Here is a 15,820-nt window from a genome sequence, read left to right on the forward strand (position 1 = left end):
AATTTGCACACAAAATTGGTGTTGACATTTGATTCATCATTTGATAAACTCGCTTTTGTGACATTAATTAATCACTTTCTTTCGTATCTAGTTTTCAGGGAACAACCCTGGAATGGTTAGTCTCTAATATTCCCTGATAGCTCAGTTGGTAGAGCACTCGGCTGTTAACCGAGTTGTCACAGGTTCGAGTCCTGTTCGGGGAGCCATGGAGAGGTGTCCGAGCTGGCCGAAGGAGCACGATTGGAAATCGTGTAGGCGTCACAAGCGTCTCGAGGGTTCGAATCCCTCTCTCTCCGCCACTCTCGTTCATATATATATCTGTGGCCCGTTGGTCAAGCGGTTAAGACACCGCCCTTTCACGGCGGTAACACGGGTTCGAATCCCGTACGGGTCACCACTTAACAAATTAACATCAAGGGATCTAGAATCTCGAAACAACTACATATGGACGCTTAGCTCAGCTGGGAGAGCATCTGCCTTACAAGCAGAGGGTCGGCGGTTCGATCCCGTCAGCGTCCACCATAATAACATCGCGGGGTGGAGCAGTCTGGTAGCTCGTCGGGCTCATAACCCGAAGGTCGTAGGTTCAAATCCTGCCCCCGCAACCAAATAAGGACATGGAGCTGTGGTGTAGAGGCCTAACATGCCTGCCTGTCACGCAGGAGATCGCGGGTTCGAATCCCGTCAGCTCCGCCATTAAAGAAACACATCAGGGGTGATGAACCCAGCAGGGTTCGTTGAAGCATAAGCTTCCTAAGGAATACTTCGCAGTTTCGTAACAAAGTGAAAAGTATCCCGTCAGCTCTGCCATTATAAAGTTTGGCTCGATAGCTCAGTCGGTAGAGCAGAGGACTGAAAATCCTCGTGTCGGCAGTTCGATTCTGTCTCGAGCCACCATTTTATAAATCATACTTGCCGTTGTAGCTCAACTGGTAGAGCAACTGACTTGTAATCAGTAGGTTGGGGGTTCAAGTCCTCTCGACGGCACCATTTTGGAGGATTAGCGAAGTGGCCAAACGCAGCAGACTGTAAATCTGTTCCCATCGGGTTCGGTGGTTCGAATCCATCATCCTCCACCATATATAGGGGCATAGTTTAAAGGTAGAACAGCGGTCTCCAAAACCGTTAGTGTGGGTTCAATTCCTGCTGCCCCTGCCAGAAAGATTTTGGATGAAAGTTATACGGCGGTCGTGGCGAAGTGGTGAACGCACCGGATTGTGGCTCCGGCATTCGAGGGTTCGATTCCCTTCGATCGCCCCATTGGGGATTAGCCAAGCGGTAAGGCAACGGACTTTGACTCCGTCATGCACAGGTTCGAATCCTGTATCCCCAGCCAATTTTTGCGGACGTGGCTCAGTGGTAGAGCATCGCCTTGCCAAGGCGAGGGTCGCGAGTTCGAATCTCGTCGTCCGCTCCAGAAATAATTTGGCGCCATAGCCAAGTGGTAAGGCAGAGCTCTGCAAAAGCTTTATCCCCAGTTCAAATCTGGGTGGCGCCTCCACAAATTTAATAGAATATGTATAATGTGCCGGGGTGGCGGAATTGGCAGACGCACAGGACTTAAAATCCTGCGGTAGGTGACTACCGTACCGGTTCGACTCCGGTCCTCGGCACCATTTTTATACGCCCTTAGCTCAGCTGGATAGAGCGTTTGACTACGAATCAAAAGGTCGGGAGTTCGAATCTCTCAGGGCGTGCCATCTGAAACAATATTGAACTACTAAACGCTTGAGATAATTCGAACATTAGAGTTCGTCGAAGCATATGCCTCGAAAGCAATAACTTCGCAGTCAGGTAAACTGTATCTCTCAGGGCGTGCCATTTAGAACATCATAGAATTATAAAGCGAAAATTAAATAATAATAATATGCCGGTGTGGCGGAATTGGCAGACGCGACGGACTCAAAATCCGTTTCCAGCAATGGAGTGGGGGTTCAAGTCCCTTCACCGGCACCATATATAAACAATAACATCTATCACAGGTGTTTTTTTTGTTTTTTAAAAATATATGAAATAAAGTTTATTATTTCATATATTCAGATCTATTTATATAAAATAGGAGAAAATTATATCTATATTTTGATTTTATCCTCGTTTACTTATCGATTATTCAAATACTGATATAGATCCTCATAACTTTTCTTTAAGTCATTAATCATGGATTAGTTAATATCAAAATAAATGTGATGATTAATTTTTCTTATTTAATTTATTCCCCTGATGCACTCATCTTATTACAAACACATACAATTTTATATAATTTATTAAATTGGTGGTGTATTTAAATGGAAATTACGCCTATTGAAGCTGCTAAAAAGTTTATTAATATGACTTTTCCTAACTGTAGCGCTGCATTTTTAGCAGCTAGTGCAAAAAAAGGTAGTATTAAAAAAAATTCTGACCTAGATCTAGTTATATTTGATGATTCGTTCGATATTCATTTTAGAAAGGTTTATGATTTTGAACCATGGCCTGTCGAGGCATTTGGATTTAATATAGACTCTTTTGATCATTTTCTTAATGAAAACAGTGTATTTGCATTACCAACAATAGCTAGAATTTGTACAAAGGGTATGCTTGTGTGTGATAAGGGAAATGCTCAATGCATTATAGACATGTGTTCAAAGAATTTAGAAGAAGGTCCGCCGAGTTGGAGTTTTGATGATTTGAATTTCGCAAGATTTGAGATAACAGATCAGTTAGAGGATTTAATTACTTCTCAAAATATGATGGAGAATTATTTTATTGTTAATAAATTATTTACGTTATGTGCTACTTATATTTTAAGAGTAAACGACCTGTGGTTAGGAGATGGGAAATGGTTGTATAGAGAGTTAAGAAATTTCGATGATGAGGTCACGAATAATTTCATGTCTGCATTTGAGAGTTATTATAAAAGCAATGATAAAGAGCCAATAATACATTTTGTAGATTCTATCTTAAAACCTTTCGGAGGCAGATTATTTGTTGGATTTTATCAGGAAGAAATTAAAGATAAAGACTGAACGTAGTTTATAATTAAAAAAATTGAGTAGTTAAATTTTTTTACATTGATATATACTATAGTGGGGTATACTATATTTTTATGAGATAATTATTTACCTTTATAAGTGGAATTTCTTAAATTAGCTAGAATAGACTTCTTAGTAATTATAAGTTAGACAATTATTTAAGGGGGAAGGTTTATGTTAAATAAAGACCAAAGGTATGTATTGGATGAACTGAAAATTATTTTTGAAACAGAGGGTAAGGAAACGATTGAATTTAATAGACGCGATTTAATAAAACGTTTTTCTGAAATTGATGCTCCGATTGTGATTAAATCGCTAGTAATGAGTGGTTATTTAAATATTGAACATTTGCCAAAAGGAAAGATTTTAGTTACTTTAAATAATAAGAATATGATTTAAGATAAATAAGGATCGATTTTATCGATTCACATAATTAAAAATTCCAAATTTAGTATTGACATATACCCTTAGGGGGTATATTATAATAAGTGTAGGGAGGATGAAGTTAATGGATGCTATTCAAAATAAAGATGGGTTAAATTCTTGCCATTCTGAAGATGAAGAAAGAAAGAGTCATCATTCTGATAAAATGAAATCTGATTTGATAAAACGATTAAATCGGATTGAAGGTCAAGTGCGCGGTGTTAAAGGTTTAATCGAAAAGGATACTTATTGTGATGATGTATTAAATCAAATAGCCGCAGTAAAATCGGCATTAAATAGTGTTGGGAAGTTATTATTAGAAGCACATATGAGAAGTTGCGTAGTTGAACGTATTCAAGATGGAGAAGATGAAGTAGTAGATGAATTATTAACTACAGTTCATAAGTTATTAAAGTGATCCATTAGGATCTATGTTTGTAAATAATCATAGTCCATCTAATTTGTGGAATCCTACAATAAAGAATCAATGATTTTTAAAGAAATAATAAAAAGAAATTAAAGGAGAGTATTATTTATGAAAAATCAAGTCTTAAAAGTAGAAGGAATGTCTTGTAATCATTGTGTTAATGCAATTGAAAGTACTTTAAAGGACATAAATGTAAAAGGAACTGTTGATCTAGCAAAAGGATCAGTTGAAGTGAATTATGATGAATCAAAAATGAATTTAGAAGTGATTAAAGAAGCGATTGAAGAACAAGGTTACGATGTAGCATAGAACATAAATTAGAAATTTTTTAAATCATCTATATACCCTTAATAGGTATGAAAAGGAAAATGATACAAATAAAAGATCAGTATTTTTTATAAAAATAAAAGAAAGATATAAAGGAGAGCATTATTTATGAAAAATCAAATCATAAAAGTAGAAGGAATGTCTTGTAATCATTGTGTTAATGCGATTGAGAGTACTTTAAAGGACATAAATGTAAAAGGAACTGTTGATCTAACAAAAGGATCAGTTGAAGTGAATTATGATGAATCAAAAATAAAGTTAGAAGTGATTAAAGAAGCGATTGAAGAACAAGGTTATGATGTAGTGTAAAAAAACTTGGGGGGATTTTTTTTAAATATTTATATACCCCCACTAGGTATATAGGAAGGTGAGAATCATGGAATCAAAACAACCTTTATTAAAACAAACATCTTTACAAATTACGGGTATGACATGTGCAGCATGTGCTAACAGAATTGAAAAAGGTTTGAGTAAAGTAGAAGGTGTAGAGGAGACAAATGTAAATTTCGCCTTAGAAAAAGCAGCTGTATCATTTGATCCTAACAAAGTGGATAATAATCAACTTGAGCAAAAAATAGAAAAGCTTGGCTACGGAGTTGTTAAGGATACTATAGATTTTGATATCACGGGCATGACATGTGCGGCTTGTGCGAATCGAATTGAGAAAGGTTTAAATAAATTACCTGGTGTAGCAACCGCTAATGTAAATTTTGCTTTGGAGACTGCCCATGTAGAATATTCATCTAATGAAGTTTCCATTCAAGATATGATTGAGAAAGTAAATAAATTAGGTTATACAGCAATTGAGAAAAAAGATGAAGAGGGAGAGGATCATAGGACAAAAGAAATAAAAGCACAAAAACGGAAGTTTATCATATCTGCAATTTTGTCTTTTCCGTTACTTTGGGCAATGGTTAGTCATTTCTCATTTACGTCCTTTATTTGGCTCCCAGAGTTATTCATGAATCCCTGGTTTCAGTTTGCATTAGCAACACCTGTGCAGTTTATTATCGGGAGAAATTTCTACATTGGTGCTTATAAAGCTTTAAGAAACAAAAGTGCTAATATGGATGTTCTAGTGGCTTTAGGTACATCAGCTGCATACTTTTATAGTTTGTATTTAACTATAGAATGGACACTGGGGAGTGCAATTGTTCATGCACCAGCATTATATTATGAAACAAGTGCGGTTTTAATTACATTGATCATTCTAGGGAAGTTATTTGAGGCTTTAGCCAAGGGAAGATCTTCAGAAGCTATTAAATCACTCATGGGTTTGCAAGCTAAAACTGCTTTAGTTATCCGTGATGGTGTAGAAGTTAATATACCAGTAGAAGAAGTAATTAAAGGTGATATATTTATCGTAAAACCTGGTGAAAAAATACCTGTAGATGGAGAAGTTGTAGAAGGTAGTTCATCTATCGATGAATCTATGTTAACAGGAGAAAGTATTCCAGTAGAGAAAAGAACTGGTGATGCTGTAATTGGAGCAACGATGAATAAAAACGGAATTCTTCAGGTTAGAGCTACAAGAGTAGGTAAAGAAACAGCATTGGCTCAAATTATAAAGGTAGTTGAAGAAGCCCAAGGTTCCAAAGCACCAATTCAGCGTATAGCTGATAGAATTTCTGGAATATTCGTTCCAATCGTTGTAGGGATTGCTTTAGTAGCATTTCTAATCTGGTACTTTGTAATTACACCTGGTGAATTTGCAACTGCATTGGAAATAGCCATAGCCATATTAGTTATAGCATGTCCATGTGCTTTGGGTTTAGCAACTCCTACTTCTATAATGGCTGGATCAGGACGTGCAGCTGAATTGGGTATTTTGTTTAAAGGTGGAGAACATTTGGAATCCACACATCGAATTGAAACCATTGTATTAGACAAAACTGGAACTATCACTAAGGGAGAGCCTGAGTTAACTGATATTGTAACTGAGATGGATGAAACAGCATTTTTAAGATTAATCGGGTCTGCTGAAAAAAATTCTGAACATCCACTTGCTGAAGCTATTGTGAATGGAATCATCAATAAAGGAATTGAACTGCCATCAACTAGTGAGTTTGAGGCAATTCCTGGTTACGGTATACGTGCAGTTGTAGAAGGAAAAAAGGTTCTTGTTGGAACCCAAAAATTAATGGAGAAATATAACATTCCAATAAACAGTGCTTTACAATTAAAGGAGACATATGAACATGATGGTAAAACAGCTATGATAGCAGCTGTTGATCAAAAGTATGCGGGTTTAATTGCTGTAGCCGATACGATAAAAGAGACTTCGAAAGATGCAGTAAAACGGCTTAAAGAGATGGGTATTGAAGTAGTTATGATTACTGGAGATAATGAACGAACAGCAAAAGCGATTGCTGCTCAGGTTGATATTGATCATGTCTTAGCACAAGTTTTACCAGAAGGTAAAGCTGAGGAAGTGAGAAAACTCCAAAATCAAGGTAATAAAGTTGCAATGGTTGGTGATGGAATCAATGATGCTCCTGCATTAGCTACTGCTGACATTGGAATAGCGATTGGAACAGGTACAGACGTAGCAATGGAAGCAGCCGACGTAACCCTCATGAGAGGAGATTTAAACAGCATTCCTGATTCAATATATATGAGTCGTAAAACAATGAATAATATTAAACAAAACTTATTTTGGGCGTTAGCATACAATTCGTTGGGAATTCCAATAGCTGCTATTGGTTTGTTAGCTCCATGGGTAGCAGGAGCTGCAATGGCATTAAGCTCTGTATCTGTAGTATTAAATGCTTTAAGGTTGCAGAGAGTAAAAATTTAATTTAAAGTCTGAATTCATCATCCTCAGTTTGTGGGGATGATTTTTTTTGTGAATATGATAATCACATGATTGTTGTCTTTCATACAATATATAAAGAGAATCTTGCTGTTAATGGGAGTTTTAATATTTCCGCTGAAAGTTAGATGACCTTATCAAGTGAAATCAAGTTGTAACTCCCCCTCGAAGAAGAGGGAACCTTACGGCTTGTAGAACGTGGAAAATTCGTTCAATTGAACTTTTTGAACATATTTTATCATGACAAAGTTCGCTGACTAGCGAGTAGAGACTTGAAAGGAGAAAGTAAATGGATTACTTAGATATGCTTGCCAAATTAGGAGTTGGAAATGCACATCCTGGTGGCTTCTCCGAAACTATAGAACAGTTAAAGCAATACCCTATAAAAAAAGGGTCTAAGGTTTTGGAGGTTGGGTGTGGGACAGGTCGAACAGCTTGTTATTTAGCAAGTCAAGGTTACACAGTGACTGCAATAGATATTAGAGAGGATATGATAGAAAAAGCCAAAGCAAGAGCTAAAGCTGAGAATGTAAAGGTTGTTTTTAAGAAAGGAGATGTAACCTCTCTTCCCTTTGGTTCAAATAAGTTTGATGTCATAATGGTAGAATCAGTAACTGTTTTTACTGATCCAGCAATATCATGCAGTGAGTATTTTCGTGTATTGAAAAATAAAGGTGTTTTATATGACAGAGAAATGCTTGTAACAAATAAAATACCAGAGAATATTAAAAAAGAAATGACTGAATTTTATGGATTTAAAAAAATGATGACTGTGCTTGAATGGACAGAACAATTATATGAATCGGGCTTTAGTCATGTAGAAGTATGGAAACCTACTAAATTTAATTCAGATATGTGGAAAAAAGAACTGAAATTCCCTGATGAGCATCAACAAGCGGATGAAGATGCATATGATAATACTGAGGTTTTCAAAGCAGTTAAGAGGTATGAAGAGCTTATGAATGCGTATCATAAGTATATAGGTTATGGAGTTATGATTGGTAAGAAATTATTATGATAAGGGAACATTGATCTATTTTTTGAAAATAATATTTAATTTATTAGGTTAATAAAAAAGACGTAGAAATACGTCTTTTTTTCTCTTCAATTAATAAATTTTATGGAGTAAAGATATGCGGGGCTTACTTTTAAAGATGAAAGAACAAAAGGTAATATGCTCAACTAGTGAGCATATTACCTCATAATAATCTTTAATTATTCATTCATCAAAATGTACTTTTACGTGATTATAATTGTCGTCGTTATCAGGCAGTTTAGGCATGCGTACTTCTAATATATGATCTTTATAAATTGCTTTAGTATCATGAGTGTCAATTTGAGTTGGGAGGTCTACCATTTGAGAATCACCTTCTGGCAGTCCTCTAATTTTAAGCTTCGTTGCATTGATTGATAGTTTGATTTTTTTATGATCGATATGTTTTGGAATGTGAATTTTTGCAATTAAATAGTGATGAATATCCAATAGATCCGTTTTTAATTGTTCTGTAGAAGAGGGAGCTTCTCTTGTGTTTATAGTACCAGTTCTTGAAAAAGCTTTGTCTAATGTTTCAGAGACATATTTATCTATCCAAGATAAATCTAAATTTGTTGGGTCAATATCACTGGAAGAAGTATTAGCTAATTGGTCTTTAATTAACTTATTAAATTGGCGTTGATCAAATAAATTATTCATATTCCTTACCTCTTTCATATACATATTATTAATTAGTTTATTCTGTATTTGAAAATGTGTGATTTAAGAAAAAGAGCAGAACATCTGAAGAAATGAGAACATACAATACAATATTGAATACGAGAAAAAGGATGTCTGCTTATGCCTGCTATTGTTGGAACGATAAAAATAATAAGTGTAGGAAGCGGTGCTATAGTTCAATTCGGTGATTCAATTCAAGTGTCTCCTGTAAGTTCATCTAAAACTTACGCTGGATCAGGTTCATTTAATACTGGGGATTTACCTGTTACAAATAACCTTTTAAGTGCAACGAATACTTTTGATCCTGATGTGAAAGATCAAACTCAAGATAACTTTGGTGTTGAGGGGAATGTGATATGAACCTAACAGTAAATCAAAGTATCCAAATTAATGTAATTAAAATTGGAGCTGTGACGAATTCCTCTTTTGTACAAATAGGAAGCGCAGGTGTAATTAATTGTTTATCTAATTTGTACAATACAGGAGGATTTACAGGACCAGCACCAGAATTGGAAGCCATCTCAGAAGCTTCAACTGCTTTTGTTCCATTATCACCACCTTCATAATTATTAATGAATAGATTTAGGAGGACTATATATGTATGTGGACCCTCAACTGGAACAATATATAAAAAAACTATCGGATAATATAAATCAACATCAAAATAAACTTAATGATTTAGAAAAATTGTTGACTCAAATGAAGGAAGATATGAACAAATTAATGAAAAATGGAAACCATACGATTGAAAAGATTGAGTACAATTTTGATCAACTTAAGGTAGAAACATTAGAGGGTACTTTAAACATAGGTATTACTCCTGGTGGTAAAGGCTCAATAGAAGAGTTTGAAGTTAATGGTCAGACACAAGAAGATGTAGAAATTCAAACGATAGAGGAAACAGATCAGCATCAAGGGATAAGGGATGAGATTCATCAGCATTTAGACAAGGAAGTTCCTAACACGATTCGAGCTTTACAGGATAAGTTTAATTTAGTCATTGGAGAAGAATACACCCAAAATATGATCGAAGATATTAAAAGACAAATTGATGGTCGAGTGAATCATTATTTAAATGGAAATCATAATGGTTTAAATGATAACGAGATTAAACATACAGTTATCAACAAAACAAAAAAGGATATAGAAACTTCAATTTTGGACCACTTTCATAAAATTACAGGTAAGGAGATGGAAAACGGATGAAAATGAATTATACAGTTGTAAATAAAGAAATTCATGTGGGAGATATCAATATCATAGGTTTAACAGGCTCCTCTGTATTATTAGTAGGTGATACAGAACACATTTCGAGTGCTTCAGCATTTGATACTCCACCAGAAGCATTAATTATAGGTCCTCTTGCTCCTCTAGCACCTGAGACACCGTTTTAATGGATCGATGGTTATGAGAAGAACTTCTGTTGTCGAGAGGATAAAAGTGATTTCTGTTACAAGAAGTGCCATTTTCCAGATTGGAGACTCTGTTAACTTAAAACCAAGATCCTTGGTTTATGCTGTTCAACGAGGAGTCCCTGTATATTTTCCATATGAAGGTGATTTTGCCCAACAGGAGCTGTTTAAAGAGCCAATACCAAAACTAGTTGTTAAGGAAGATGTAAAAACTACGTTTATTAATGAAAATCCTAATATTTATGTGGATAGTATTAGAATATTGGGGATGGGTGGATCATCCGTTTTACAAGTCGGGTCGAATTGCGAAATTGATACAGAATCAAAAGTAATCAATATCCGACAATTCATTAAAGAGGATTTGGAAAGCCATGCTTATATGATTCCAACAAGTAAAAAGGTTTAAATTTAAAACCGACCATGCAATATACATGGTCGGTTTATTATTTTACGATCTGAGCCGAATTAGTATGATGTTCTTAATTTTAGCCTGAAGTTATTTCCGTATTTTGATTTGTGTTTTGCTAGTGTTCATTATAGCGTGGTTTGATTGTGAATCAGACAAGCAAGTTATGCCAATCAATAGATAGTCCAGCAGACACCTATTCTTAGGTAGGTCAAGGACCTAGACTATAGTCTAGGTTCAAATATGGTCGGGGGTCTGTTTTGAAACCACCTAGAATCACCTACAATAATATTAAAGAAACACACAAGACAGCAATCAAAGGTGGTGAGAAAAAATGATATTTAATAAAAAGAACTTACTTGCTTTGTTTTTAATAATCATCGGTGGCTTGTTCTTATTAGAAAAGATTGGATTGAATTTTGGTCATAGTATTATTTCATTTTTGATTCCCTTCGTTATTCTAGGGATTGGTTATTTAGGAATTAAAAATGGCAAATTTATTGGATGGCCGCTATTAATTATTGGATGTTTCATGCTTTTAGGGAAATTTGCAGGTATCCTAGGGATTTTATTAGCTGTTGGACTCATTTTAGTAGGAGTTCATTTACTTAAAAAAAGAAGCATTGAATAGAAAGGGGTATAAGGGATGAGTCTTGTAAAACGAATTAGAGATATTAGTGTTGCTACCTTAAATGACAAAATAGAAAATGCTGAAGATCCAGTACGTTTCATTGATAAATATTTACAGACGCAAAAGAGGAAATTAACAGAACTTGAAAAGCTTTATCAACAAACGCTAACACATGCACACTCTGTGAAACAGCAATTTATGGAGGCTGAAAGCAACAGAATAAAAAGGGAAAATCAAGCTGAAGTTGCAGTGAAAGCAGGGGAAGAACAGCTGGCAAAATTAATTTTATTAGAAAAAATGCAAAGTGAGGAAAAAAGCGAGCAGTATAGATTGCTGTACGAAGATGGCAAGCAAACCATATTGGAATTAGAGGAGCAAATTCAAAACTTAAAGGACGAAGTACAAGAACTAGTTGATAAAAGAGCATTTTACGAAGCGAAAATTGAATCCATTCGTTTACAAAAACAATTAAATCAAGTCAATCGATTCATAGAAAAACAAAATTATTATGATCAGTCTAGATCCATTGATCAAAAATTTTCTGAATTAGAAATGCAAACAAATGCTTTAAGAGAAGTAAGATCCAATGACACTAAAACAGGTTCTTCCTTTGGGGGAAAATTACAATCAGAAGTTGATGCTCAGTTTCAACAATTAAAGAAAAAACTAGAAAAAGAGAGGTGAATTTAGAGTGTCAAATTTATATAGATCTCAAACAGATAAAAAACTTACCGGATTATGCGGTGGTTTAGCAGAATACTTAAATGTAGATTCAAATTTGTTAAGGATCATCCTAATCATTACAGCCGTATTTACTAGTGGAACAGTGATATTACTATACTTTTTAATTAGTATGGTTATCTCAAAGCAGCCTGCAATGCAAGCATCGTTCCAAGATTCTGGGTCAACTTACAGCAGTTCAAATGTTCAATCAAAGACTTCAGATGCAACAACTACTACTTTTGATAGTGGTTCTAAAATAGATGACATGATGAAAGATATTGAAAAAAAAGCAATGCAGCAAGAAATAGAAGATTTAAAAGCTAAATTAGCTAAATATGAGAAAGGGGAACAAAAATAATGGGAGTATTTAAAAGAATTTCAGATATGACGAAGGCATCTTTACATGAGGTATTAGATAAAATCGAGGACCCAGTTGTGATGCTGAACCAATATTTAAGAGACATGGAAGAAGAAATTGCAAAAGCCGAAGTGACAGTTGCTAAACAGCTTGCTAATGAACGTATGTTGAAGCAAAGATTGGATGAGATGATTGGAGCAAGTAAAAACCAAGAATTAAAAGCTGCTGAGGTATTGAAAAACGGGCAGGATGAGGAAGCAAAAACATTGCTTGAACAAAAAATTCAGCTTGATCAAAAAGCGGAAGAACTCACTCAAATGCATACAACATCTAAGAATCAAGCAGATGAATTGAAAAATCAGCTTCATGAGATGAAAGAAGAATTTTATAAAATGCGCAACAAACGTAATGAATTGGCTGCAAGAGCACAACTAGCAGATACTAAAAAACAAATGACACAGTTATCAGGCAATCAACAGATTGATCGTGGGAATGCTACATCAGGGTTTAGAAGAATTGAGGAGAAAATTGTACAGAAGGAAATCGAATCTCAAGTTTTTAAAAGCAACTCAGACCTAAAACCAACTAATCTTACTAATATAAATCCAGTCAAAAAAGAAAAATTAGATGCTGAATTTAAAGCTTTAAAAGATAAAAGCACAAAAACAAAATAATTTTGAATATCAAAACATATACCCAATAAATGTACAATTATGTTATGCTATTAAAGGATTAAGCCATACGGTTTGTTATTTGCCGCTATGGCTTTTCATAGCTTTTAGTTGTGAGAGAAAAACTATCGTATGAAGGGGGGAGCGACATTAAATGAAAGATCGAAATCGAAACACTGCTTTAGTTTTGATCTTTGCAGGACTGTTTTTATTACTTGGTAATATATTTGGTTTTTTAATCGTTGCTTCCCTTATATTGATTTGGTTTGGAGTGGATCGAATCCGCATCGGAGAAAAAAACAAAGGGTACCTTCTACTAGTCATTGGAGTTATTATTCTAATTAGTAATCATATGATGTTTGTAGTTGGCTTGGTACTTATTATATTTGGATATTTTTATATGAAATCAGATAAACAGAAGGTTGATGAGACTTTTATAGAGAAACAAAATTTAGTACAGAGTGTGAAGTGGAATAAAAATCAATGGACATTGAAAAACATGATGATTCGTTCCATCGTTGGTGAAATCCATATGGACGTTTCTCATGCATTAATAGATGAAAGAGAAACAACTATTATTTTGCAAGGGGTTGTTGGGGACATAGATATCATTGTCCCTGATCATATTGGTGTTACGATTGATGCAACTTTGATCGTAGGAGAAATTGGTGTAAACTGGGAGAAAGAAGCGGGGATGATGAATAAATTCACCTGGGCATCACCTAACTATGCATCCTCTGATATAAAGCTGAATTTTATGATTTCTTACATTGTAGGAGACATAGATATAAAAATCATCTAACATGCACCCCAAGAAGGACGCGAAACTTTGAAGCATAATCCGATTACTTTTCGGGGACCCCATAACAATTAAAGCATTATGAAATAAAGTAAAGCTATGGAAACAAAATTTCATCTCACAAAAGTGAAGTGAAGCTTTGTAATTTTAACGTCTAAGGTTACATCTGTTCTATAATTTGAAACCTTCTTAGAGGATAGACGTATTCCATTATAAGTGATTTTAATCTTCGGATAGTAATGTTAAGAAGGGAGGAATACTATGCCACGTAATAAAAAAAAACTGACTAACATGGTGTGGAGAAACATGGGAGAATCTATCTTTGCCACACTATTGATTTTTAGTATTGTCATATATTTTCTGCAATCCTATGGATATATAATAAAGATTGATTCATGGGTAATAGTTATTCAGCATAGTATTACTCTCCTTGTTATTATATTGGTGATCGGGGCTTTGTTTGGTTTTTTACAGAGCAATAAAATGAAAAAAAGATTGGATCGTTTATACGATTCGATGCTTTTATTAGAAAAAGGAAACTTACCTAAGGATATCCCATCACTAGGTGAAGATGAAATCGGTAGATTAGCAGATCAATTAAGTGAAATCAAAAAAAAATGGGAGGATCAAATCACCTCTCTTCAAAGGCTGTCAACGAATAATGCTCAGCTTGCAGAAAAGGCCCGCTTTTCAGCAGTTACGGAGGAGCGACAACGGTTGGCGCGTGATTTGCACGATGCTGTAAGTCAACAGTTATTTGCTATTTCTATGACAGCAACAGCAGTTGGCCGTACATTAAATACCGATTTTGAAAAGGCAAAAAGGCAAGTGTCGCTAATTGAAGAAATGGCATCTGTTGCTCAGTCTGAAATGAGAGCTTTATTGCTGCATTTAAGACCCGTACATTTGGAAGGGAAAAGATTATCCCAAGGATTACATGAATTATTACAGGAGCTCAATTCAAAGGTTCCTATACATATTACATTGGAAATGGACGAACATATTCAATTGACTAAAGGTGTAGAGGATCACATATTCCGCATCATACAAGAAGCTTTATCCAATACATTGCGCCATTCAAAGGCTTCAGAGATGGAAATTAAGTGTTCCTATAATGGAAACATTGTACGTTTAATGATTAAAGACAATGGGGTAGGTTTTGATATGAATCTTCAAAAACATGCCTCTTATGGGATTGTCTCCATGAAAGAACGTGTAGATGAAATAGGTGGTTCTATTCATTTTTTAACTGCGCCTGGTAAAGGAACGAGAATTGAAATTCGTATTCCTGTTGTAAATGTACAAAGAGGGGAGGAGCAAGATGTCTATTCCAATTAAGGTATTGATTGTAGATGACCATGAAATGGTTCGGATTGGTTTGTCAGCTGTTTTAAGTACAGAGGAAGATATAGAAATCATTGGAGAAGCTAGTAATGGTGCAGAGGGCATTAGATTAGCTCAGGACTATGATCCAGATGTTGTATTAATGGATTTGGTTATGGAAGAAATGGATGGCATAGAAACAACGAAAAAGTTGTTAAAACTTAAACCTAAATGCAAAGTCATTGTTTTGACAAGTTATTTGGATGATGAGAAGGTGTATCCAGTCATTGAAGCGGGGGCATTTAGTTATTTATTAAAAACCTCTCGTGCTACTGAAATTGCCCAAGCGATTCGCTCCGCGATGAACGGACATCCGATTCTTGAATCACAAGTAGCATCCAAAATCATGAATCGATTTCGTCAGCCACAACAAGAAAAAGCACCACATGAAGATTTGACTGATCGTGAAATGGAAGTTTTACGTTTAATTGCTCAAGGAAAATCAAACCAAGAAGTAGCGGATGAACTTTTCATTGGAGTAAAAACAGTTAAGTTTCATGTTACAAATATATTATCTAAATTAGGGGTTGAGGATCGTACACAAGCAGCAATCTATGCCTTTAAACATGGGTTAGCGGAGTAAATAAGGAGTAAATAATATATCCCAAAAAAAGAGAAGTATGGCTTGGAAGCATAATCCTAATCCTTTTTCGGGGTCCGAGTTTATATTGTTTTTAAAAGTGAAGTGAGATTCTGTAGATATCAAACAAAAAACCCACTTTA

Annotated in this window: 20 protein-coding genes and 17 tRNA genes; 36 read left to right on the forward strand and 1 reads right to left on the reverse strand. The window is 35.1% G+C overall.

Annotated elements, in window-relative coordinates:
• Nucleotides 1–130: 130 nt before the first annotated feature.
• The 24 genes from Q5Y73_RS00005 (at nt 131) to Q5Y73_RS00120 (ending at nt 8,018) form a co-directional block, all read left to right on the forward strand.
• Nucleotides 131–206 (forward strand) — tRNA-Asn (locus Q5Y73_RS00005).
• Between the two features lies 1 nt (nt 207).
• Nucleotides 208–299 (forward strand) — tRNA-Ser (locus Q5Y73_RS00010).
• A gap of 23 nt (nt 300–322) precedes the next feature.
• Nucleotides 323–397: transfer RNA gene (locus Q5Y73_RS00015), tRNA-Glu, on the forward strand.
• A gap of 49 nt (nt 398–446) precedes the next feature.
• Nucleotides 447–522 (forward strand) — tRNA-Val (locus Q5Y73_RS00020).
• Nucleotides 523–531: 9 nt separating this feature from the next.
• Nucleotides 532–608, forward strand: a tRNA-Met gene (locus Q5Y73_RS00025).
• An 11-nt stretch (nt 609–619) separates the two neighbouring features.
• A tRNA-Asp gene (locus tag Q5Y73_RS00030) sits at nt 620–696 on the forward strand.
• 125 nt (nt 697–821) lie between these two features.
• Nucleotides 822–897: transfer RNA gene (locus Q5Y73_RS00035), tRNA-Phe, on the forward strand.
• A 17-nt stretch (nt 898–914) separates the two neighbouring features.
• Nucleotides 915–990, forward strand: a tRNA-Thr gene (locus Q5Y73_RS00040).
• Nucleotides 991–994: 4 nt separating this feature from the next.
• A tRNA-Tyr gene (locus tag Q5Y73_RS00045) sits at nt 995–1,079 on the forward strand.
• Between the two features lie 5 nt (nt 1,080–1,084).
• Nucleotides 1,085–1,158, forward strand: a tRNA-Trp gene (locus tag Q5Y73_RS00050).
• Nucleotides 1,159–1,184: 26 nt separating this feature from the next.
• Nucleotides 1,185–1,260, forward strand: a tRNA-His gene (locus Q5Y73_RS00055).
• A gap of 1 nt (nt 1,261) precedes the next feature.
• A tRNA-Gln gene (locus Q5Y73_RS00060) sits at nt 1,262–1,336 on the forward strand.
• 6 nt (nt 1,337–1,342) lie between these two features.
• Nucleotides 1,343–1,417: transfer RNA gene (locus tag Q5Y73_RS00065), tRNA-Gly, on the forward strand.
• Between the two features lie 10 nt (nt 1,418–1,427).
• Nucleotides 1,428–1,501 (forward strand) — tRNA-Cys (locus Q5Y73_RS00070).
• 26 nt (nt 1,502–1,527) lie between these two features.
• Nucleotides 1,528–1,616, forward strand: a tRNA-Leu gene (locus tag Q5Y73_RS00075).
• Nucleotides 1,617–1,623: 7 nt separating this feature from the next.
• Nucleotides 1,624–1,700: transfer RNA gene (locus tag Q5Y73_RS00080), tRNA-Arg, on the forward strand.
• A gap of 169 nt (nt 1,701–1,869) precedes the next feature.
• A tRNA-Leu gene (locus tag Q5Y73_RS00085) sits at nt 1,870–1,956 on the forward strand.
• A 329-nt stretch (nt 1,957–2,285) separates the two neighbouring features.
• On the forward strand, nt 2,286–3,005 hold the full coding sequence (locus Q5Y73_RS00090) for a hypothetical protein (RefSeq protein WP_305989816.1): 720 nt from the start codon (nt 2,286–2,288) through the stop codon (nt 3,003–3,005).
• A gap of 180 nt (nt 3,006–3,185) precedes the next feature.
• Entirely contained in the window at nt 3,186–3,410 is a 225-nt protein-coding gene (locus Q5Y73_RS00095) for a hypothetical protein (RefSeq protein ID WP_305989817.1), read from the forward strand.
• Nucleotides 3,411–3,519: 109 nt separating this feature from the next.
• On the forward strand, nt 3,520–3,852 hold the full coding sequence (locus Q5Y73_RS00100; RefSeq protein WP_305989818.1) for a metal-sensitive transcriptional regulator: 333 nt from the start codon (nt 3,520–3,522) through the stop codon (nt 3,850–3,852).
• Nucleotides 3,853–3,969: 117 nt separating this feature from the next.
• The gene (locus Q5Y73_RS00105; protein WP_305989819.1) at nt 3,970–4,170 is read left to right on the forward strand and encodes a copper ion binding protein; all 201 of its coding nucleotides are present in this window, start codon (nt 3,970–3,972) and stop codon (nt 4,168–4,170) included.
• A 126-nt stretch (nt 4,171–4,296) separates the two neighbouring features.
• The gene (locus tag Q5Y73_RS00110; RefSeq protein ID WP_305989820.1) at nt 4,297–4,497 is read left to right on the forward strand and encodes a copper ion binding protein; all 201 of its coding nucleotides are present in this window, start codon (nt 4,297–4,299) and stop codon (nt 4,495–4,497) included.
• Between the two features lie 67 nt (nt 4,498–4,564).
• Nucleotides 4,565–6,985 carry a heavy metal translocating P-type ATPase gene (locus tag Q5Y73_RS00115; RefSeq protein ID WP_305989821.1) on the forward strand — a complete coding sequence of 807 codons (2,421 nt, stop codon included), beginning with the start codon at nt 4,565–4,567 and terminating at the stop codon, nt 6,983–6,985.
• Between the two features lie 304 nt (nt 6,986–7,289).
• Entirely contained in the window at nt 7,290–8,018 is a 729-nt protein-coding gene (locus tag Q5Y73_RS00120) for a class I SAM-dependent methyltransferase (RefSeq protein WP_305989822.1), read from the forward strand.
• 201 nt (nt 8,019–8,219) lie between these two features.
• Here Q5Y73_RS00120 and Q5Y73_RS00125 read toward each other — a convergent pair whose 3' ends face one another.
• Nucleotides 8,220–8,693, reverse strand: a complete 474-nt coding sequence (locus tag Q5Y73_RS00125; RefSeq protein WP_305989823.1) for an Hsp20/alpha crystallin family protein — start codon at nt 8,691–8,693, stop codon at nt 8,220–8,222.
• Between the two features lie 141 nt (nt 8,694–8,834).
• Between Q5Y73_RS00125 and Q5Y73_RS00130 the strand changes: the two genes are divergently transcribed.
• From Q5Y73_RS00130 to Q5Y73_RS00185, 12 genes are all read left to right on the forward strand, one after another.
• On the forward strand, nt 8,835–9,074 hold the full coding sequence (locus Q5Y73_RS00130; protein WP_305989824.1) for a spore germination protein: 240 nt from the start codon (nt 8,835–8,837) through the stop codon (nt 9,072–9,074).
• Nucleotides 9,071–9,280, forward strand: a complete 210-nt coding sequence (locus tag Q5Y73_RS00135; RefSeq protein ID WP_305989825.1) for a spore germination protein GerPB — start codon at nt 9,071–9,073, stop codon at nt 9,278–9,280. Before Q5Y73_RS00130 ends, Q5Y73_RS00135 begins: the two co-directional genes overlap by 4 nt.
• Nucleotides 9,281–9,311: 31 nt before the next feature.
• Nucleotides 9,312–9,920, forward strand: coding sequence for a spore germination protein GerPC (gerPC, locus tag Q5Y73_RS00140; protein ID WP_305989826.1), 609 nt, complete (start codon nt 9,312–9,314; stop codon nt 9,918–9,920).
• A gap of 2 nt (nt 9,921–9,922) precedes the next feature.
• Nucleotides 9,923–10,108 (forward strand): spore germination protein GerPD, encoded by a 186-nt coding sequence (locus tag Q5Y73_RS00145; protein WP_305990829.1) that lies wholly within the window; start codon nt 9,923–9,925, stop codon nt 10,106–10,108.
• Between the two features lie 13 nt (nt 10,109–10,121).
• Nucleotides 10,122–10,532, forward strand: coding sequence for a spore germination protein GerPE (locus Q5Y73_RS00150; RefSeq protein ID WP_305989827.1), 411 nt, complete (start codon nt 10,122–10,124; stop codon nt 10,530–10,532).
• 334 nt (nt 10,533–10,866) lie between these two features.
• The gene (locus Q5Y73_RS00155; protein ID WP_305989828.1) at nt 10,867–11,163 is read left to right on the forward strand and encodes a LiaF transmembrane domain-containing protein; all 297 of its coding nucleotides are present in this window, start codon (nt 10,867–10,869) and stop codon (nt 11,161–11,163) included.
• Nucleotides 11,164–11,178: 15 nt separating this feature from the next.
• Entirely contained in the window at nt 11,179–11,847 is a 669-nt protein-coding gene (locus tag Q5Y73_RS00160; protein ID WP_305989829.1) for a PspA/IM30 family protein, read from the forward strand.
• Between the two features lie 7 nt (nt 11,848–11,854).
• Nucleotides 11,855–12,244: a PspC domain-containing protein gene (locus Q5Y73_RS00165; protein WP_305989830.1), complete on the forward strand. Its 390-nt coding sequence runs from the start codon at nt 11,855–11,857 to the stop codon at nt 12,242–12,244.
• Nucleotides 12,244–12,918: a PspA/IM30 family protein gene (locus Q5Y73_RS00170; protein ID WP_305989831.1), complete on the forward strand. Its 675-nt coding sequence runs from the start codon at nt 12,244–12,246 to the stop codon at nt 12,916–12,918. Before Q5Y73_RS00165 ends, Q5Y73_RS00170 begins: the two co-directional genes overlap by 1 nt.
• A gap of 151 nt (nt 12,919–13,069) precedes the next feature.
• On the forward strand, nt 13,070–13,717 hold the full coding sequence (liaF, locus tag Q5Y73_RS00175; RefSeq protein ID WP_305989832.1) for a cell wall-active antibiotics response protein LiaF: 648 nt from the start codon (nt 13,070–13,072) through the stop codon (nt 13,715–13,717).
• A 258-nt stretch (nt 13,718–13,975) separates the two neighbouring features.
• Nucleotides 13,976–15,052: a sensor histidine kinase gene (locus Q5Y73_RS00180; RefSeq protein WP_305989833.1), complete on the forward strand. Its 1,077-nt coding sequence runs from the start codon at nt 13,976–13,978 to the stop codon at nt 15,050–15,052.
• Nucleotides 15,036–15,680, forward strand: a complete 645-nt coding sequence (locus tag Q5Y73_RS00185; protein ID WP_305989834.1) for a response regulator — start codon at nt 15,036–15,038, stop codon at nt 15,678–15,680. Before Q5Y73_RS00180 ends, Q5Y73_RS00185 begins: the two co-directional genes overlap by 17 nt.
• The last annotated feature ends 140 nt before the right edge of the window (nt 15,681–15,820 follow it).

Origin of the sequence: Chengkuizengella axinellae, assembly GCF_030730905.1 — a bacterium.
In the GTDB taxonomy this organism is placed as follows: Bacteria; Bacillota; Bacilli; order Paenibacillales; family KCTC-33759; genus Chengkuizengella; species Chengkuizengella axinellae.